At 63.5% G+C, this 18687-nt stretch carries 20 protein-coding genes; 9 read left to right on the top strand and 11 right to left on the bottom strand.

The window, feature by feature from the left end; genetic code table 11:
* Positions 1-32 precede the first annotated feature (32 nt).
* Both ACGYLO_RS01725 and regB read right to left on the bottom strand, forming a co-directional pair.
* Positions 33-1559, bottom strand: a complete 1527-nt coding sequence (locus ACGYLO_RS01725) for a PAS-domain containing protein (protein WP_394376342.1) — start codon at positions 1557-1559, stop codon at positions 33-35.
* An 85-nt stretch (positions 1560-1644) separates the two neighbouring features.
* Positions 1645-3036 carry a sensor histidine kinase RegB gene (regB, locus tag ACGYLO_RS01720; protein ID WP_271688651.1) on the bottom strand — a complete coding sequence of 464 codons (1392 nt, stop codon included), beginning with the start codon at positions 3034-3036 and terminating at the stop codon, positions 1645-1647.
* Between the two features lie 99 nt (positions 3037-3135).
* Between regB and ACGYLO_RS01715 the strand changes: the two genes are divergently transcribed.
* Both ACGYLO_RS01715 and ACGYLO_RS01710 read left to right on the top strand, forming a co-directional pair.
* On the top strand, positions 3136-3750 hold the full coding sequence (locus ACGYLO_RS01715; protein WP_271688652.1) for an SCO family protein: 615 nt from the start codon (positions 3136-3138) through the stop codon (positions 3748-3750).
* A gap of 46 nt (positions 3751-3796) precedes the next feature.
* On the top strand, positions 3797-4351 hold the full coding sequence (locus ACGYLO_RS01710; protein WP_067268317.1) for an ActR/PrrA/RegA family redox response regulator transcription factor: 555 nt from the start codon (positions 3797-3799) through the stop codon (positions 4349-4351).
* On the opposite strand, the gene ACGYLO_RS01705 is transcribed toward ACGYLO_RS01710, so the two are convergent.
* Both ACGYLO_RS01705 and ACGYLO_RS01700 read right to left on the bottom strand, forming a co-directional pair.
* Positions 4348-4827, bottom strand: a complete 480-nt coding sequence (locus ACGYLO_RS01705) for a GNAT family N-acetyltransferase (RefSeq protein ID WP_271688653.1) — start codon at positions 4825-4827, stop codon at positions 4348-4350. The genes ACGYLO_RS01710 and ACGYLO_RS01705 overlap by 4 nt on opposite strands.
* Complete coding sequence (locus ACGYLO_RS01700; protein ID WP_271688654.1) at positions 4824-5420, bottom strand: HD family hydrolase; 597 nt, start codon at positions 5418-5420, stop codon at positions 4824-4826. The genes ACGYLO_RS01705 and ACGYLO_RS01700 overlap by 4 nt, the downstream gene beginning before the upstream one ends.
* A gap of 75 nt (positions 5421-5495) precedes the next feature.
* Between ACGYLO_RS01700 and ACGYLO_RS01695 the strand changes: the two genes are divergently transcribed.
* The 4 genes from ACGYLO_RS01695 to ACGYLO_RS01680 all read left to right on the top strand — a co-directional run bounded on the left by ACGYLO_RS01695 (position 5496) and on the right by ACGYLO_RS01680 (position 8906).
* Positions 5496-5798 carry an S-adenosyl-L-homocysteine hydrolase gene (locus ACGYLO_RS01695; RefSeq protein ID WP_271688655.1) on the top strand — a complete coding sequence of 101 codons (303 nt, stop codon included), beginning with the start codon at positions 5496-5498 and terminating at the stop codon, positions 5796-5798.
* 84 nt (positions 5799-5882) lie between these two features.
* Positions 5883-7274 (top strand): adenosylhomocysteinase, encoded by a 1392-nt coding sequence (gene ahcY, locus ACGYLO_RS01690; RefSeq protein ID WP_271688656.1) that lies wholly within the window; start codon positions 5883-5885, stop codon positions 7272-7274.
* Positions 7275-7480: 206 nt separating this feature from the next.
* The gene (locus tag ACGYLO_RS01685) at positions 7481-8392 is read left to right on the top strand and encodes a PRC-barrel domain-containing protein (RefSeq protein WP_276154355.1); all 912 of its coding nucleotides are present in this window, start codon (positions 7481-7483) and stop codon (positions 8390-8392) included.
* A 172-nt stretch (positions 8393-8564) separates the two neighbouring features.
* A complete protein-coding gene (locus ACGYLO_RS01680) occupies positions 8565-8906 on the top strand; it encodes a DUF2853 family protein (protein ID WP_209216928.1) in 342 nt (113 codons plus the stop codon).
* Positions 8907-9157: 251 nt separating this feature from the next.
* Here ACGYLO_RS01680 and ACGYLO_RS01675 read toward each other — a convergent pair whose 3' ends face one another.
* From ACGYLO_RS01675 to tsaD, 4 genes are read right to left on the bottom strand one after another with little or no spacing between them, the layout of a single operon-like run.
* Entirely contained in the window at positions 9158-9577 is a 420-nt protein-coding gene (locus ACGYLO_RS01675) for an EVE domain-containing protein (protein WP_271688658.1), read from the bottom strand.
* Positions 9577-9849, bottom strand: a complete 273-nt coding sequence (locus tag ACGYLO_RS01670; protein ID WP_271688659.1) for a YciI family protein — start codon at positions 9847-9849, stop codon at positions 9577-9579. The genes ACGYLO_RS01675 and ACGYLO_RS01670 overlap by 1 nt, the downstream gene beginning before the upstream one ends.
* 1 nt (position 9850) lies before the next feature.
* Positions 9851-10804, bottom strand: coding sequence for an NAD(P)H-dependent glycerol-3-phosphate dehydrogenase (locus tag ACGYLO_RS01665; RefSeq protein WP_271688660.1), 954 nt, complete (start codon positions 10802-10804; stop codon positions 9851-9853).
* Entirely contained in the window at positions 10801-11904 is a 1104-nt protein-coding gene (tsaD, locus tag ACGYLO_RS01660) for a tRNA (adenosine(37)-N6)-threonylcarbamoyltransferase complex transferase subunit TsaD (protein ID WP_271688661.1), read from the bottom strand. Before tsaD ends, ACGYLO_RS01665 begins: the two co-directional genes overlap by 4 nt.
* 75 nt (positions 11905-11979) lie before the next feature.
* On the opposite strand from tsaD, the gene ACGYLO_RS01655 reads away from it, so the two are divergent.
* The 3 genes from ACGYLO_RS01655 (at position 11980) to ACGYLO_RS01645 (ending at position 15798) form a co-directional block, all read left to right on the top strand.
* Positions 11980-12678: a uroporphyrinogen-III synthase gene (locus ACGYLO_RS01655; RefSeq protein ID WP_271688662.1), complete on the top strand. Its 699-nt coding sequence runs from the start codon at positions 11980-11982 to the stop codon at positions 12676-12678.
* Positions 12679-12749: 71 nt separating this feature from the next.
* On the top strand, positions 12750-14282 hold the full coding sequence (locus tag ACGYLO_RS01650) for a hypothetical protein (protein WP_271688663.1): 1533 nt from the start codon (positions 12750-12752) through the stop codon (positions 14280-14282).
* A 10-nt stretch (positions 14283-14292) separates the two neighbouring features.
* Positions 14293-15798: a heme biosynthesis protein HemY gene (locus ACGYLO_RS01645; protein WP_271688664.1), complete on the top strand. Its 1506-nt coding sequence runs from the start codon at positions 14293-14295 to the stop codon at positions 15796-15798.
* Here ACGYLO_RS01645 and ACGYLO_RS01640 read toward each other — a convergent pair.
* The 3 genes from ACGYLO_RS01640 to ACGYLO_RS01630 are packed head-to-tail and all read right to left on the bottom strand — an operon-like array spanning position 15788 to position 18686.
* On the bottom strand, positions 15788-16237 hold the full coding sequence (locus ACGYLO_RS01640) for a GNAT family N-acetyltransferase (RefSeq protein ID WP_067268284.1): 450 nt from the start codon (positions 16235-16237) through the stop codon (positions 15788-15790). The genes ACGYLO_RS01645 and ACGYLO_RS01640 overlap by 11 nt on opposite strands.
* Before the next feature lie 44 nt (positions 16238-16281).
* A complete protein-coding gene (gene nadC, locus ACGYLO_RS01635; RefSeq protein ID WP_271688665.1) occupies positions 16282-17127 on the bottom strand; it encodes a carboxylating nicotinate-nucleotide diphosphorylase in 846 nt (281 codons plus the stop codon).
* A 2-nt stretch (positions 17128-17129) separates the two neighbouring features.
* Complete coding sequence (locus tag ACGYLO_RS01630) at positions 17130-18686, bottom strand: L-aspartate oxidase (RefSeq protein WP_271688666.1); 1557 nt, start codon at positions 18684-18686, stop codon at positions 17130-17132.
* Position 18687 lies beyond the last annotated feature (1 nt).

Genomic DNA, 18687 nt, shown 5'->3' with positions numbered 1-18687 from the left:
GCAGCCGCAAGATTAAAGCGGCTGGGAGCGACCTAGTTGGAGGGTTGCCGCCGGTCGCCCGCCGAAGGAGCGTTGGAAGGCTCCGACCGGTCCGCGCCGACGGGGATCGGACGAAAGCGTATGAGCGTGGCACCCGATGCGATGGCCGAGACCTCGCAAGAAAGCGGCGCGCCCTGATGCGGGTAGATGGGCATGTTCCAACCCGCGCGGTCGCCCCTGCCCATGACGAATTCCACAACATCGGGCCAGAGCGGATTGGCCGCCGACATTTCCTGCCAGACACGGATCGCATCGTTGACGGTGATTTCGGCAAAGCTTTTGTCCGGGTCTTGTTTCCACCGGGCGCGATAGGCGGCGTTGCAAAAGGTCAGCACGCCGGAGGCAGAGAAGACGGCGAAACCATCTTCGAGCGTGTCGAGCAGGCTTTGGCTTTGTTCAAGTTCGGCCCGGAAATTGCGGGTTAGGGTCACTTCGGCGGTGATGTCTTCGATCAGGAAAGCGGTGGCGCCATCGGGGTGGGGCCGGCCCCGGATGCTGTAGGTCTGGCCGTTCTCCAGCGACCAAGTCTCTTGATAGCGGCCATCGGTTGCGGCGGCGATAACTTCGGCAATTTCGTGACGCCAATTCTTGTAATTCTTCGGCTCCGGCATGCGGCGGCTTTCGCGCAGCTGATCGAAAAAGGACACCATCGTCGGTCGGGCGCTGAGAAAGGGGGCGGGCAGGGCGGTCAGGTCAACCAGGGCAGGGTTGAACAGGGCCAACTGCCCGTTGCGGTCAAAAATCGCGAGCCCGATGGACAGATGGGCAAAGGTCTTGGCAAGGGTTTGAACGAAGTTGCGCTGCGCCTCTTCGGCGGCGACCACGGCGTTGATGCAGGTGGCGTGGTAGACCTGCACATTGTCCTCTGTCGTGGTGGTCAGCGCGTACCAATCTGGTTTGTCCCCGTCGCCGCAGCGCAGGCATACGCGGTTGGGATGTTCGGGCGAGGGCGTGCTGAACAATGCGGCGCCGCCGCATTCAGGATCGGCCGGAGCCTTGCGTTTCAGGGCCCCGTAGGCCCGGTTGTGCCAGATGATGCGGCCTGCGGCATCGGTCTGCCACGCTGGGTTCGGGCTGGTCTCGCTGGCCCGGCGCAGGGCGGCGAGTTTCTGAAACGTCTCTTCCGTGATCTCTTCGGTCGCGCGGGTCTGGGGCAGGTGCAACCAACAGAGCGCGTCGCGCCATGTGATGCGCAGCTCCGACGGGCTGTCGCCATCCTCTGCCTTGAGGGTCAGCTTGCCGGTGGCCCCATGCCGGGGCGTGCGGGGGAATTCGGGAAACCGCGACAGCAGCGCATCGCGAATATCCTCCCAATGGTGGTAGCCGGGTGCGAGGGCAAAGCGGGTCAGCGCGTTGTCGGAGCCATGAACCAACTGCCCCTCTTCGAACAGCAGGCTCATATCATCGATGCCGGGGGGGGCCGCCGCCGGTCGGCCCGCAGCCGAGCCGAGCCACCAAAGAGCGGCCAGCGCGGTGACGGAGGCGGCGGCAAGCACGATGATGACATCCGGCAATGCCATGACGGAGACCCCTTTCGGCAAATGCGACGCCCTATTTTGAGCCCCAATGGTTAACGGTGGGTTAACAAACGCGCCAATCCCGCCGTCAGGCCGTCAGACGCTGGTTCTCGCCCATCACGCTGTCATCGGGGCCAAGGTCCAGCAGGCGGCGTGGCCAGACGACTTCGACCACAGCGCCGCTGCCAGCGGGGGGCAGCCCGCGCAGCCAACCGCTGTCCGATCCATTGGCAAAGCGCAACCGCGCGCCGGAGCGTTCGAGGAAGGTCTTGGCGATGAACAGCCCCAGCCCCATGCCCTCATATTCGGGCCGCGTCGTCTCGTTCGATGCACCTCCTCGGCGGCGCAAAAACGGGTCGCCGATCCGGCCCAGATGCTGCGGCGGGAAGCCCGGCCCGTTGTCGATGATCCGCACCGAGATATCCTCGGCGGACCATTCGGTTTCGATCCAAACCGTGGTTTCGGCAAAATCCACGGCGTTCTGCACCAGATTGCGCAGCCCGTGGATGATCTCGGGCTTACGCGGGATCGTCGGGGCGCGGGCCGGGTCTCGGGCCATCGGATTGTCGGAAAACATCACCGTCTTGCCGCGCTCCAGATGCGGCTCGGCGGCCTCTTTCACCACGGCGGTCAGCTGCGCGCGCTGCATGTGCAGATCGTCTTTCCCGATGCGGCCCATGTCGCGCAGGATATCCCGGCAGCGGTCGGCCTGATCGCGGATCAGCGCGGCGTCTTCGGCCAGATCGGGGCGGTCTTCCAGATCGCCCAGAAGTTCGGTGCTGGCCAGTTTGATCGTGGCAAGCGGCGTTCCCAATTCATGGGCGGCGGCGGCAACGACGCCGCTGAGGTCCGAGAGCTTCTGCTCCCGTGCCAGTACCATTTGCGTGGCCGAGAGCGCGTCGGCCATGGAGTGGACCTCGGTCGTGACGCGCCGGGAATAGGCACTGGTAAAAACGATGGCGATGAGCAGCGCCGCCCAATGCCCGAAGACGAAGATGCCGGGCTGTCGCAGCACATCGCCTGATTGCGTCACCAACGGCAGATGCCACAGCGCCAGCACCGAGGCCGCGATAATCGCGGTGCCGCCCAGAACCAGTGTCGAGCGCAGGCTGAGCGCGGTGGCCGAGATCGTCACCGGGGCCAGCAGCAGAAGTGCAAAGGGATTATGCAGCCCGCCCGTCAGCGCCAAAAGCGCGGTCAGTTGCAGCAGGTCGAAGAGCACCATGGCGAGGTTCTCGCGCTCCGACAGGCGTTTGTTCTGCGGAAAGACGAAGGCCGCGACAAGGTTGCCCACCACCGAGGCCCCGATTGTCAGGTAACACAGGCCAAAGGCCAGCTGCAGCCCAAACGCCCATTGCGCCACGGTGACGGCGGTCAACTGTCCGGCGATGGCGAACCAGCGCAGCAGGATCATCGTGCGCAGGCGGATCCAACTGGCACGGGTGCGCCCATCGAGGGGCCGGATATTTGCCTGCGTCATCTTAGCCCCATCACTTTATTGCGTCTTGCATCACCTGCCATCTAGCGTAGGTCTGCGGCGAAACACGATCAAGACCGGCCAGCACGGCGGAGGACTGACATGAAACGAATGATTGCATTTGGCGCGGCAGGGGTCGCGGCTGTATTTCTGGCCGGGACGGCTTTTGTGGTGCTGCGGGGCGAGGACGATCCCTATGCCACCTGCCGGTCAAGCCAAGTGGCGGGCGGCGATATTGGCGGGCCGTTCGAACTGGTCAACAGTGCGGGCGAAACCGTGACCGATGCCGATGTGATCAAGGAGCCTGCCCTGCTCTATTTCGGCTATACCTCCTGCCCCGATGTCTGCCCGCTGGACGTGGACCGCAACGCCGCGGCGACCGAAATTCTGGATGAGCGCGGCCAGAGCATCACGCCGGTCTTCATCACCGTTGACCCTGCGCGCGACACGCCCGAAGTGGTCGGTGATTTTGCCGAGGTGATGCACCCGCGTATGGTCGGGCTGACCGGCTCGCCCGAGCAAATCAAAGCCGCCAGCCAAGCCTACCGCACCTACTACAAGGCCCACCCGGCGGACGAGAATGGTGAATACCTCGTCGATCATTCGACCTTCAGCTATCTGGTCATGCCCGAAGAAGGCGTCGTCGACTTTTTCCGCCGTGAAGTACGGCCCGAAGAGATGGCCGACAGCATCGGTTGTTTTCTGGATCAACGCTGAAATTGACCCGCCGCCTTGGCCGCCCCATATTAGCCTTTGAGAGGGGATGTTGATGCAGGATATTTCTGACTTAGGCGCGGACCGCAGCTTGCTTTTGGTCGATGACGATGAGCCGTTTCTGCGCCGCTTGGCCAAGGCGATGGAGAAACGCGGCTTTGAGGTGGAAACCGCAGGGTCCGTCGCGGCGGGCAAAGCCATCGCCACCGCGCGCCCCCCGGCCTTTGCCGTGGTCGATCTGCGGCTTCAGGATGGCAATGGGCTCGACGTGGTCGAAGTGCTGCGCGACAAACGCGCCGATGCGCGGGTCGTCGTGCTGACGGGCTATGGTGCGATTGCCACGGCGGTGGCGGCGGTGAAATCCGGGGCGACGGATTACCTGTCGAAACCCGCCGACGCCAATGACATCGTGAATGCGCTTTTGGCCACCGGAGGGGACCTGCCCGAACCGCCGGAAAACCCGATGAGCGCGGATCGCGTGCGGTGGGAGCATATCCAGCGGGTCTATGAACTCTGTGATCGCAACGTCTCGGAAACCGCGCGGCGGCTGAACATGCACCGGCGGACCTTGCAGCGCATCTTGGCAAAACGCTCGCCGCGCTAAAGCTCGAACCGTTTCCAGATTTTATCAACGCGGGTGCCATCCGCCAATGTGCAGTTTGGCAGCCGTCTGGAATCCTCGAAGCCGCGGCTTTGGTAATAGGCCAGCCCGCCCTGATTGTCGGCGCGGATGATGGCGTGGATATGGGCATAGCCTAGGTCACGCGCGGCCTCTTTGGTCTGTTTGAACAGGGCCGAGCCGATGCCGAACCCCGTCTCTCCCAACCGTACGAAAGTTGCGACGTCCACACCGCCTTCGGGCAGGTCGGGGTGGGGTTCGATGTATTGAAAGCCTTTGATCTCACCGCGCCCGTCTTCCGCCAGATGCCACGCGCTGTCGGGCGCGGCCATCCAGCCTTGCAACTCACGCGGGCTGACGGGGCTGACCATGGCGGTGGTGCCGCCCTCGGCGATGATCGCATTCAGCAAATCGGCCAGGGCGCGGGTATCAAGCGCCCCGGCGCGGCGGATGTGGATCACGCCATTTCGCGCAGCAGCGCCTCGTGGCGTTCAGTGAACTCGGCCCGTACCTCGACCGGCGGGCGCAGCAGGATGTTCAGCCCTTCCATCAGCGCGGCATCAGGGCGGCCAAAGAAACGGGTCGCCTCGGCCTCGGAAAAGCCTGCGATCTGACTGGCCTCCATCCAAGCGCTGATGCGGTCGGCCTTTTTGATCTGCTGCTTGACCCGCACCGGCAGGCTGGCGGGAAGGCCAAAGCGGACATGCACCGCCGTGGTCAACCGCTCATCCAAGGCACGATAATCCGGCCCGACCGCGGCCTTCACGGGCGAGATCATGTCGCCGATCACATATTCCGGCGCATCATGCAGCAACGCGGCGAGGCGCCATTTCGCAGGCGCACGGGGGGCGATGCGGGCGAAAATCGTTTCCACCAGCAGCGAATGTTCGGCCACCGAATAGGCATAGTCGCCCCGTGTCTGCCCGTTCCAGCGTGCGACAAAGGCCAGACCATGGGCGATGTCTTCGATCTCGACATCGACCGGCGTGGGGTCAAGCAGGTCAAGTCGCCGACCTGACAGCATCCTTTGCCATGCGCGTGGTTTCTGCGCCATTCGCGGGAGTCCTTACCTCGTGAGCCTTGGGAACAAATCCCTGTCAAACCTGTTCATCCCACGAAGGAGATGATCATGAAACCCGTTTTTTCCGGTACGATAGTTGCAGTTACCTTGACCACCCTCGCCGGTGTTGCACAGGCAGAAGAAGTCTGCATGCCCGCCAAGGAAATGAAGTCTGCCCTGATCGATTGGTACGGCGAAGAGCCGGTGCCGGGTCAGCGTGAAGGCAACAGCCAGCTTTGGGCATCGGATCAGTCGGGGACATGGACCTTGGTTAAGACTTTGGCCGATGGCAATGCCTGCGTGCTGGCCCAGGGCGATGATTGGATGGCGGGCCGGTCGGGCGATAAGCAACTGGCCGCTCTTCTGGACTGATCCGGCGCGGCTTTCCCCCATTCACGTTGAGAATTCGCGGCGAAGGTGCTAACCGCCCTGCAACACTTTAAACAGGAGCGCCGCATGGCCCACGACTATATTGTTAAGGATATCAATCTGGCGGCCTACGGGCGTAAAGAGCTGGACATCGCCGAGACCGAAATGCCGGGCCTGATGGCGCTGCGCGATGAATACGGTGACAGCAAACCGCTGAAAGGCGCGCGGATCGTCGGCTCTTTGCATATGACCATCCAGACTGCCGTTCTGATCGAAACGCTGGTCGCCCTTGGCGCCGATGTGCGTTGGGCATCATGCAACATCTTCTCGACCCAAGACCACGCGGCCGCGGCCATCGCCGAAGCGGGCGTGCCGGTCTTCGCCATCAAAGGCCAGTCGCTGGTCGAGCATTGGGATTACCTCGACAAATCCTTCATGTTCCCCGAAGGGCCGAACCTGATCCTCGACGATGGCGGCGATGCGACGCTCTACATCCTTCTCGGCGCGCGCGTGGAAAATGGCGAAGACGAGCTGATCGCCGTGCCGAAATCCGAAGAAGAAGAGGCGATCTTCGCCCAGATCAAGAAGCGTATGGCCGAAAGCCCCGGCTGGTTCACCAAGATGCGCGACCAGATCAAGGGCGTGTCCGAAGAGACCACGACGGGCGTGCACCGTCTCTATGATCTCGTGAAACAGGGCCAGCTGCCCTTCCCCGCGATCAATGTGAACGACTCTGTCACCAAGTCGAAGTTCGACAATAAATACGGCTGTAAAGAGAGCCTCGTCGACGGTATCCGCCGCGCCACCGATACGATGATGGCGGGCAAGGTCGCCGTTGTCATGGGCTATGGCGACGTGGGCAAAGGCTCCGCCGCGTCTCTGCGGGGTGCGGGTGCCCGCGTGAAGGTCACCGAAGTCGACCCGATCTGCGCGCTGCAAGCCGCGATGGACGGTTTTGAGGTCGTGCTGCTGGAAGACGTGGTTGGCACCGCCGATATCTTTATCACCACCACTGGCAACAAAGACGTGATCCGCATCGAGCATATGCGTGAGATGAAGGACATGGCGATCGTCGGCAACATCGGCCACTTCGACAACGAAATCCAAGTCGCCGCTCTGAAGAACCACAAGTGGACCAACATCAAAGAACAGGTGGACATGATTGAGATGCCGAACGGCAATCGTCTGATCCTGCTCTCCGAAGGCCGTCTGCTGAACCTTGGCAATGCCACCGGCCACCCCTCTTTCGTCATGTCCGCGTCCTTCACCAACCAAGTGCTGGCGCAGATCGAACTGTGGGAAAACACCGACAAATACGAGAATGACGTCTACATTCTGCCCAAGCATCTGGATGAAAAAGTGGCCCGTCTGCACCTCGACCGGATCGGCGTAAAACTGTCGAAGCTGAACCCGGAGCAGGCTGCCTATATCGGCGTGACGCCCGAGGGGCCGTTCAAGCCCGAGCATTACCGCTACTAAGCCGCGAAGAGTTCCCTCTCTCAGCATGTTTCAGCGCCGTCCCGGAGATCACCGGGGCGGCGTTTTTCTATCAAGCGACTACGATATATAGGAAAATCAGCTCAATCGGCGGATTCAAGCACATATCTGCCAGCGGCGGAGGACGGGCGGAACATAGTCAATCGGGCGGTGTTTCATCCCCAGACCATTCAAAAGGAGTATCGAAGATGAAACGTACATTCCTGAAGTCCACCGTCGCCGCCCTTGCACTGACTGCGGGCACCGCGTTCGCACAAACCGCCGACACCGAAGCCGGTGCCGCGGCAGATGCCGAAGCCACAGTTTCGAGCGAAAGCGTTACCAACACCGCCAACGATCTGACCGCCACTGTTGAAAAGCAGGCCGAGCAGACCGCCGAAATGTCGCGCGAGAATTCCGACGACTATGAGGGGACGAACGACCCCAACACCACCGACGAAATGCTGACCGCACCGACCCAGGGCGCAGAGTTCGAAGGTGACACCGAAGTCGACAACGAAGCGGAACTGACCGCCGAGACCGATGGCGTGACGCCGACAACCGATGCCGAAGCGGATCTGGCCGGAAACGCCGATTCAGAGTCGAATTCGACCCTGAGCACCGACACCAGCGGCACCGTCACCACCGAGACTGACACCGATCTGGCCGCCGACGAAGATGCCGATTTCGACAATGAAACCACAGCCGAGATCGAAGGCGAAGCCGAAACCGATCTGGATGAGAATGTCGCTTCCAACACCGAAGCGGACATGGAAACAGACGTGACACGCACCGACACCGGCATGAGCAACGCATTCTCCGGCATGGTCGTGGGTGATCTGGTCGGCCTGACCGTCGTCGAAGCCGATGGCGACAGCATTGGTGACGTCGACTATGTCATCAAGACCGACGATGGCTATGCCGCCGTTGTTGGCGTGGGCGGCTTCCTCGGCCTTGGCGAACACACCGTCGCCGTACCGCTTGAGGAAATCTCCATGGCAGCCGAGAACGACCTGAAGCTGAGCTCTTGGACCAAAGCCGAGCTGGAAGCCCAGCCGGAAGTCGATGAAGAAAACATCGAAGGTCTGGAAGACGACGTCCGCCTTGACGACGCCTCCTAAGCGACAGCCGATATCCTGACTGAGAGGCGCCCAATTCGGGCGCCTCTTTTTCTGGCGGCTCCGGGGTCAGCCCACCGCCCCCGAAATAAATCTTTTGCAATACAGGGATATGGCCTTAGGCTCCGGCCTCAGGAACCCCTGACGGGCCGAAGACACTATTGGGAGAGATTTTATGGGCAAGCGTGACGAATGGATCGCCAAATACGCCGAAGACCTGAAGAACAAATGCGGCATGGAGCCGGATATGGACCTTTTGACCAAGGTGACCATCGGTTGCGGTCCGTCGATCTATAACGCCGACGCGCAGACGGTGTCTTCCAGCGATACGGCTGAGTTGAACACCGTAAAGGACAACTTCCTGATCAAGAAACTCGGCCTGCCGGATGATGAGCATCTCATGGGCGGCATTCAAAAAGTGATCGAGACCTATGGCCGGTCTGAGCGAAACAAGTACCGCGCGGTGGTCTATTACATGCTGGTCAAACACTTCGGCAAAGAGTCCGTCTACGCCTGAAGGGCGGTGGGAAACCCTACTAAAACCTTACCTCAGACGCGCGCTTGGTTAAGCGCGCGTTTCGTTTTTGCGCGGGCTTTGACACAGTCGAAAGTTGAGTAAATCCCCGGTTTCTGCTATCTCTCTTATATCGGCCAGAGCGGCTGGTAAGAGTTACGAACATGTGTGGTGGTTATGGGAGCACATGGGGTGAGAAGGGTTCTGGCGGGGTGCCGGAACCCTTTTTCGTTTTTCCAGTGGCCGCGCCGGTATTAGGGCGCGGTCTTGCCCAAGGCGCAGATAAGCTGCCATTCCGCATCGGTCACAGGCTGCACGGATAGGCGCGAATTCTTCACCAGAACCATGTCCTCCAGCCTTGGGTCCGCTTTGATCGTATCCAAACTGACCGGCTGGTTGAACGACCGCACCGCTTTGATGTCCACACATTCCCAACGCGGGTCATCGGTGCTGCTGTCGGGATGAGCCTCGGCGCAGACTTCGACGATGCCGACGATCTCACGATCTTTCTGCGAGTGGTAAAAGAACCCGAGGTCGCCAACCTTCATCTCACGCATGAAATTGCGCGCCTGATAGTTGCGCACGCCGTCCCATTCCTCGCCCGCGTCGCCCTTGGCCTTTTGGTCGGCCCAGCTCCAAGTTGCGGGTTCGGATTTGAACAACCAATAGGCCATCAGCCGATCACCCGGTTCCAATGGGTCAGGGTCACGCTTTGGAACAAGCCGGCCTTGGCGTAGGGGTCATTCGCGGCCCAATCCTCGGCTGCGGCCATATCGGGCACGTCCAGAATGATGAGCGAACCGATCATGCCGCCTTCGGCATCCAAAAGCGGCCCAGCCTGTGCCACGGCATCACTGGACTTTAGATAGGCCAAATGGTCGGGCCGGTTTTCCTGACGGATCGGCAGGCCATCGGCTTTGTCATGGGCGATCAGGGCAACAAGCATATCATTCTTCCTTTAGGGGGCGGGTCAGCAAAGATTTCATGGCACCAGCCACATCTAACTGGTTGTCGAGCAATCCGGCAACCGCGCGGGTGATCGGCATATCGAGCGCCGCTTCGCGCGCCAGCGCATCGACGGCGCGGGCGGTCGCGGCCCCTTCGACCGTGGTCGACGGGTCAAAAGGGGTGCCTTGGCCCAGCGATTGCCCCAAACGGTAGTTGCGCGATTGCTCAGAGGTGCAGGTCAGCGTGAGATCACCAAAGCCCGAAAGCCCGGCCAGCGTTGTCGGCTCGGCCTGTAGATGGGCGGCGAGGCGTTGCATTTCCGCATAGCCGCGGGTCATCAGCGCGGCGCGGGCGCTTTCGCCCAATCCGGCCCCTATCGCGGCCCCGCTGGCGATGGCGACGACATTTTTCAGCGCCCCGCCCAATTCCGCGCCGGTGGTATCCGTGGTGCGGTAAAGCCGCAGGTTCGCCGTGGTGAGTTCCGCTTGCAGCTGTTCGCCCGCCGCAGGGTCTGCACAGGCCAAGGTCAGGGCGGTGGGCAGGCCCCGTGCGATATCGGCGGCAAAGCTGGGCCCTGTCAGGATCGCGGCGGTGGCTTCGGGAATGGTTTTTTCGATCACGCTGACCGGCCCCACGCCGCTGCTGAGTTCGATGCCTTTGCAGCAGGCGACCAAATGTTTCCCGTGAAGCGCTGCGCGATGTTCCTTTAACACGCTGCGCAGCTTTTGCATGGGCACGGCCAGCAAAAGGGTCTCGGCCTCGGCCGCTTGGGCAAGACTTTCGGTCACGCTGAGCGTCTCGGGGAAAGGGCAGCCGGGCAGGCGTTTGGCGTTCTCGCGCCGCGCGGCCATATCCCTCGCGTCACGCGCCCAGAGTGTTACCGGCCCTTTGCCCGCAAGCGAAATGGCCAGCGCCGTGCCGAATGCCCCTGCGCCGAGGACGGAGACGCTCATGCCTTGGCCCCCTTCTTGCCGCTGCCCAGCATCGACGGGCGCGCGGTGTCCAGCGGCCAGCGGGGCCGCGCAGCGAGGGTCAGGTCATCGGCATCCCGCAGGGCGGCCTGCTCTCCCGCCGCGAAGGCGATCATCGCGGCGTTGTCAGTACAAAGCGCCAGCGGCGGCGCCACGAAGGCGGCCTCTTGCGCTGCTGCAACAGTCTCTAACGCGGCACGGATGGACTTGTTTGCCGCCACGCCCCCCGCCACGCAAAGGCTCCGCGCGCCTGTCGCGGGATACTCCGCAAAGGCGCGGCGCGTTTTATGGGCCAGCACATCGACCACGGCGGCTTGGAACCCTGCCGCGAGGTCCGCTTGATCCTGCCGCGTCAGCCCGCCACGCTTTGCCACGCATTTGTCGCGCGCGCGCAGCACAGCGGTTTTCAAACCCGAGAAGGACATGTCGCAGCCCTCGCGATCCAGCAGGGGGCGCGGCAGAGCAAAGCGTTTCGCATCGCCCTCTTGGGCGCATTTTTCGATCGACGGTCCGCCTGGCTGGGGCAGGCCCAACAGCCGCGCGACCTTGTCAAATGCCTCTCCCGGGGCATCGTCGATGGTACCGCCGAGACGGTCGAAGCTTTCGGGCCCGCGTACCAGTAGAAACTGACAATGCCCGCCCGAGACCAGCAGCATCAGATAGGGATAGGGCACGTCATCGGTCAGCCGCGGGGTCAGCGCGTGACCCGCGAGGTGGTTCACCCCGTAAAGCGGTTTGCCCGTCGCCGCCGAGAGCCCCTTAGCGCACATCACGCCCGACACCACGCCGCCGATCAGCCCCGGCCCGGCGGTAACCGCGATGGCGTCGATCTGCGGCAGGCCGATCCCGGCTTCGGCCAAGGCATCCTCGACACAGTGGTCCAATTTCTCGGCATGGGCGCGGGCGGCGATTTCAGGAACAACGCCGCCAAAGTCGGCGTGCAACTCGGTCTGGCCCGCCACGACCGAGGCCAGCACCTTGCCGCGCCCGTCCTCCTCCATGCGCACCACGGCGGCGGCGGTATCGTCGCAACTGCTTTCCAAACCAAGGATCAAGCGGGTCTGAGACTGGGTAGAGGGCATGGGGGCTTTCCGTTGCAAGGCACCTGTACCGCAGGTAACACCGCTCTCACGCGCAAACAATGCCGGAGCCTTGCGATGCCGCAGCCTAGATTGCTTCTGACACGTCCCCAGCCCGGTGCCGCGCAGTTTCTGGATCGGCTTTCGCCTGCGCTGCGCGACGGGGCCGTGATCTCTCCGCTGATCGAGATTACCGCGACGGGTGAGCCTGTCGATCTTTCGCCCTATGCCGGGGTGATCTTTACCTCGGCCAATGCCGTGGCCCAAGCGCCTTTGGGGGAGGGGCGGCCTGCCTATTGCGTCGGCCCGCAGACCACGGCGGCGGCGGGCAAAGCGGGCTGGCAAGCGCAGATGGTCGGGCTGGATGCCGAGGCGCTGATCGCGACCTTGGCGGAACGCCCCCAGATCGGCCCGCTCTTGCACCTTGCCGGGCGGCACCGGCGGGCAGATATTGCCGGAATTTTAAGCGACGCAGGTCTGAAGGTGGAAACCGCCACGGTCTATGACCAGGCTCTTCTGCCGCTCTCCACCGCCGCGCAGACCCTTCTAAAGGGCCCTGACCCTGTCATCGTGCCGCTGTTTTCTCCGCGCAGCGCGCAGCATTTCGCCCGCGAGGCCGCTTCGACGGAACGGGTCATCGCCATGTCGATCAGCCGCGCCGCCGCTCAGGCGCTTGAAGCTATGCCGCTCTACGCGCATGATGTCGCCACAGAACCCACCGGCGAGGCCATGGCAGAGGCCGTTGAAAAACTATTCCGCTGCACCACCTTGCCTTGAGGGGCATAGGTATGCCGGGTAAGCTCGCCATTGCGAGTGAATGACAGGTTCAGAATCGAAAGGCGTGAGGCGTGGCAAAACCCAAGAAGACGGTCAGCAAAAGCGAAGCGGACAAGACCACAGCCGATCAGACGCCTCCCGCGGCGGACAAGGCGACCACGGCAGAGAGGGCCGAGGCCGCGAAGCCCAGCCAGACCGATGGTAAGGGGGCGGAGACGGCAAAACCCGACGCGCCGAAAACCGAAACGGGCAAGGCCGACCCATCAAAAACACCCAGCACCACGCCCACAACGGATAAAACGACAGCGAAGCCCGCCGCTGCGGCCAAACCGGACGACAAAGCCCCGGCCAAGCCCGAAAGCGCCACACCCGTTAAAGACAAGCCCGAGAGTGCCACACCGGCGAAAGAGACGAAGCCCCAGACGGCTTCGCCCAAGGACGATCCCAAGACAAGCGCCACCAGCGCTGCACCCAAGGACAAACCGGCCGCTGATCCCGCGCCCTCACGCGCCTCGGCGGCCGCGTCTAAGCCGAGCGGTAGCTCATCCAAACCCGCGCCGGAAAAGGCTGAAAAGCCAAGCGCTGCCACGTCCAAACCGACGTCCTCACCTGCATCGACCTCGGTCCCTGAGCCTGCCCCGAAAGAGCGTAAGCGCAGCGTGTTCTTCCCTATGCTGCTCGGGGGTGCCATCGCTGCGGGCCTCGGCTTTGCCGCATCGGAATATGACGTCTTGGGCACCCGGGCACAAAGCGCGGCAGAATTGCAGAGCGCGATGGAAGCGCAGCAGGCCCGCATCGCGGAACTGGAAGCCCGCGTTGAAGAGCCTGCCACCCTTCCGGAAAGCCTGCCGCAGGTCGACGCGCTGCGCGAGGAACTGACCGCCAGCCGCGAGGCCCTCTCGGCGCTGCAAAGCCAATTGGCCGAGATCGACAGCCGCCTCACCACGGTTGAAAAGCAGCCCGCCACCGGCGGTGACAATCAAGTCGCGGTCGCGGCTTTTGAGCGTGAGATGGAAGCCCTGCGCGCCTCTGTCGCCGAACAGCGCAGCGAGATCGAGAGCCTGCTGGACAACGCCCAGACCGCCGAAGAAGCAACCGCCGCCGCAGCGGAAGCGGCCCGTGCCCAGACCGCGATGACCCAGATGAATGCCGCGATCAGCGCCGGTCGCCCCTTCGAAGCGCCGCTGGCCGAGTTGCAGCAGGCCGGGGTCGAGGACATACCCGAAACCCTGCGTGAAAGCGCCGCGGGCGGTGTCGTCACCCTCGCCAATCTCCAAGCGCGCTATCCCGATGCCGCGCGGGAGGCGCTGGCCACCGCCCGTGCCGCCGTACCGGAAGAGGGCGAAGGCGGCTTTGGCAACTTCCTGAAACGTCAACTGGGTGCTCGCTCGGTCGCGCCGCGCGAAGGGACGGATGCCGATGCTGTCTTGTCTCGCGCGGAAGCGGCGGTGCGCGATGGCCGTTTGACCGATGCGCTGGCCGAGATCGACACGCTGCCAGCCCCCGCGCAGGATGCGATGGCGGAATGGCTCGCCGATGCCCGCGGGCGTCAGGCGGCTGAAACCGCCGCCAATGAACTCTCCCAACGCCTGACGGCCAACTGAGGAACGAAAAATGCTCTGGTCTCTTATTAAAATCGTTCTTTTCGTCGTGCTGGTCGCCGCTCTGGCTTGGGGCGCGGGTTTCCTGTTGGAAAGCGAAGGCGGCATTCAACTGACCGTGGCGGGCACGGAATATACCCTTGGACCGTTGCAATCGGTGATCGCCGTTTTGCTGCTGATGCTTGCGGTTTGGGTGTTGCTCAAGATCGTGTCGCTGCTCTCGGCGGTCTGGCATTTCCTGAATGGCGATGAGACGGCGCTGTCGCGCTACTTTGACCGCAACCGTGAGCGTAAGGGCTATGAGGCGCTGTCGGACGGGTTGATGGCGTTGGCCAGCGGCGAGGGACAGGTCGCGATGGCCAAGGCGGCCAAGGCCGACCGCTATCTCAAACGCCCGGCACTGACCAATCTGCTGACCGCGCAGGCGGCGGAGCTGGCGGGGGACCGCCGCAAAGCCGAGCGGACCTACCGCAAGCTGGTCGAAGACGAAAAGACCCGTTTCGTCGGCGTGCGTGGCATCATGAAGCAAAAGCTGGCTGACGGGGATACCGATACAGCGCTGAAGCTGGCCGAGAAGGCCTTCGCGCTGAAGCCCAAACACGAAGAAACCGGCGATACGCTGCTGAAGTTGCAGGCCGAAAAGCATGACTGGACCGGTGCGCGCGGCACCTTGCAGGCCAAGTACAAAAACGGCCATCTGCCACGCGATGTGCACAAACGCCGCGATGCGGTGCTGGCGCTCTCCGAGGCGCGCGAGGTCATCGACGAGGGCAACAGTGTCGAGGCCCGCGAGGCCGCGATTGAAGCCAACCGCCTGTCGCCTGATCTGGTGCCCGCCGCCGTGATGGCCGCGCGCAGCTATATCGCGCAGGACAAGCCCCGCAATGCTTCCAAAGTGCTGCAAAAAGCGTGGAGCGTGCAGCCGCACCCCGATCTTGCCGCCGCCTTTGCCGAGATTCAGCCGGATGAGACACCGCCCCAGCGGATCAAAAGGTTCCGCGCGCTGACCAAATCTCAGCCCGACCATCCCGAGACCAAGATGCTGCTGGCCGAACTGCACATCGCCAACGAAGACTTCCCCGAAGCGCGCCGGGCGCTTGGCAATCTGGTTGAGACCGATCCTTCGGCCCGGTCCGTCACCCTGATGGCGGCGATCGAGCGGGGCGAGGGCGCGCCGGACACCGTGGTCAAAGGCTGGCTGACACGCGCGCTGAACGTCTCACGCGGGCCGCAGTGGATTTGCGAGAACTGCCACCACATCCATGCCGAATGGGTTCCGATCTGCGAAAACTGCAAGAGCTTTGACACCCTGGAATGGAAAACTCCGCCGCTCTCGGAAGTTGCCATGCCGAGCGGTGTTCAAATGCTGCCTCTGATCGTGGGCGCGCCGGAAACGACGCCGACAGAGGGGGCGTTGACCACGCGGACGGAGGATATCGAAGAAGCGGAACTGGTGACCGAACCGGAAAAGCCGACCGATCCCGAGACGCCCAAGAAAGCGCCGGACCCTACAGCTTGATGTCGTAGGTGACCCAGTTGGTCCGGGTGGCCAGCCTGTCATAAACACCACGGCCGCGGTAGTTATCCTCGGCCGTGATCCAGCGGACAAGGCTCCATCCGCGTTTCTGGGCGATCTTTTTCACCTCTCCGATCAGCGCATCGGCAGCCCCGCTGCCGCGGGCTTCGGGGGCCACGAAAAGATCGTCGAGGAAACAGCCCGTCGCCGCAGCAAGCGGTCGGGCGAAATGCCGGAAATGGGTCAGTCCGATCACCCGCCCTTCGGCATCTTCGCAGACCAGCCCTTCGACCTCGGTCAGCGGATCATGCAGCCAAGACCAGACCCGCGCGCGCATCTCCGGCGTCTGCTCGACTTTATAGAATTCGGCATAGCCTTGATAAAGCCGCTCCCAATCGGCGCGGTCATGGTCTCTTACGGTTCGGATGGTAAGGTCGGACATGGCGGGCTCCCTTCGCTGGTTGCGCGATCTTTGCCCCAGTTGGTTCAGAAATCCAGCCCAAGGTCCAGCGTTGTCGCAGAATGTGTGAGCGCGCCCATAGAGATATAGTGCACCCCCGTCGCCGCGACCTCGGCCAAGCGCGGCAGGGTCATGTTGCCCGAAGCCTCCAGCACGATGCGCCCCTGTGCCATCTCGACCGCCTGCGAGAGCGTCGGCGTACCCATATTATCCAACAGCACCACATCCGCGCCGCCTTCGTCCAAGACCTCTTGAAGCTGCGCCAGCGTGTCGACCTCGATCTCGACCCGGATCATATGCGAGGCATTGGCCTTGACCGCCTGCAACACAGGCCGGATGCCCCCGGCGGCGGCGATGTGGTTGTCCTTGATCAGGATCGCGTCGGAGAGGGAGAAGCGGTGGTTGAACCCGCCGCCGTGCAGTACCGCCTGTTTCTCGACCATGCGCAGCCCCGGCGTGGTTTTGCGGGTGCAGGTGATCCGGGTCTCGGTGCCCTTCGTCTCGGCCACGCAGGCCGCTGTCAGGGTGGCGATGCCCGAGAGCCGCCCGGCGAAATTCAGCGCCACACGTTCCGCCGAGAGGATCGCGGCGGCGGAGCCTTCGATCTCCATCAGCGTGTCGCCTTTGGCGATCCTGCTGCCGTCTTCCTTCAGCGTGCGCACCTCAAGCGTCGGGTCGACAAGGTGGAAGGCCAGCCGCGCGATCTGCATGCCAGAAACGACCCCCTCGGCGCGGGCGCGCAGCCGGGCGGTATAGGTCGTGCCCTCGGGGATCACGCTGCGGGTCGTGACATCGCCATAGGTGCCGAGGTCTTCCATCAAGGCGGCGCGGACCAGCGGCTCAAGGATCAGGTCGGGCAGGGCGGTGGTCATCTTCAGGCGTCCTCGGGGTTGGTGCGGTAGGCGGTGGCCTCGGCCAATGTCATGAAGCTGCGGGCGGCTTCGGGGCGTGTTTCGGGATAGTCCGTGCGGCAATGCGCGCCCCGGCTTTCGCGCCGGGCGAGGGCGGCGGCGGCGATCAGCGTCGCGGTGGCGGTCATGTTTTGCAACTGGGCACAATCGGGTTGCGCCGCTTCAATCTCGGCGATGGCCGTCAAGGCGCGGTGCAAGCCCGCCGCATCCCGCAGCACGCCGACCTCTGCGGTCATGGTTTGGCGCAGACGGGTGACGAGGGTCTCGTTCGGTGTCTCGCCAGCAGACAACTCCGGCAGCTTCACAACATCATCACCGCCCGCCTCGCATTCCTCAAGCATGTCCTGCGCCGCGCGGCGGGCAAAGACCAGCGCTTCGAGCAGCCCATTGGAGGCCAGACGGTTCGCGCCGTGCAGCCCGGTCGAAGACGCCTCTCCGCAGACCCAGAGCCTAGTGAGGCTTGAGCGGCCATGCGCATCCGTCGCGACGCCGCCCATATGGTAATGCGCCGCGGCGGCGACGGGGATGGGCTGGGTTACCGGGTCGATGCCATTGCGCGCGCAAGCGGCTGCGACGGCGGGGTAGTCGGTCAGCACCGCCGCGCCCAAGGCCGCGCGGGTGTCGAGCATGGGGCGCAGCCCCGCTTGGGTCTGGGCAAAGATCGCGCGGGCCACGACATCGCGCGGGGCAAGCTCGGCAAGGGGGTGAACCGCCTCCATAAAACGCGCGCCTTCGCGGTTGATCAGATGGGCCCCGGCCCCGCGCAGTGCTTCGGTCGCCAAGGGCGCGGGGTCTTCGCCGCAGTCGATGGCGGTCGGGTGGAATTGTACGAACTCAGCATCGGCAATGAGCGCGCCCGCCCGGGCGGCCATGCCGATCACCTGCCCGCGAATGCGGGCCGGGTTGGTGGTCAGCGCATAAAGCCCGCCAGAGCCGCCGCCCGCCAGCAAGACCCCCGCGCCGCGCAGCATCACGGGGGCGGAGCCTTCGGGCCGGGCCAGTTCGACCTCGACCCCGGTGACCTTGGTGCCGTCACTTTCCAAACCGCGGGCTAGCACCCCTTCGAGCACTTGGATCGAGGGTGTTTCGCGCACCTTTTCGATCAGGGCGCGCATGATCTCGGCCCCCGCTTGATCGCCTTGCACGCGCACGACGCGGGCAAAGCTATGTGCGGCCTCGCGCGACATGACATAGCCGCCATCGGCGCTGCGGTCGAAGGCGGTGCCGAAATCCGTCAGGGCGAGGATATGGGCCCGGGCCTCATCCGTTACGGTGGCGGCGACGCGCGGCTCGACCGTGCCCGCCCCCGCTTTGATGGTGTCGAGCGCATGGGCCTCGGGGCTGTCGGCCTGCGCCATCGCGGCGGCCACGCCGCCCTGCGCCCAAGCAGAACTGGCCCCAGACCCCAAAGGATCGGGCGAGATCAGCAAAACCGGGCGCGGCGAAAGACAAAGAGCGGCATAGAGCGCGCCCAGACCGGCCCCAACGATGATGATCCTGCCGGTTGTGATCTGCTCCACG

This window comes from Sulfitobacter sp. 1A13353 (assembly GCF_043557255.1).
Classification (GTDB): domain Bacteria; phylum Pseudomonadota; class Alphaproteobacteria; order Rhodobacterales; family Rhodobacteraceae; genus Sulfitobacter; species Sulfitobacter faviae.
This window is presented reverse-complemented; position numbering and strand designations above follow the sequence as displayed.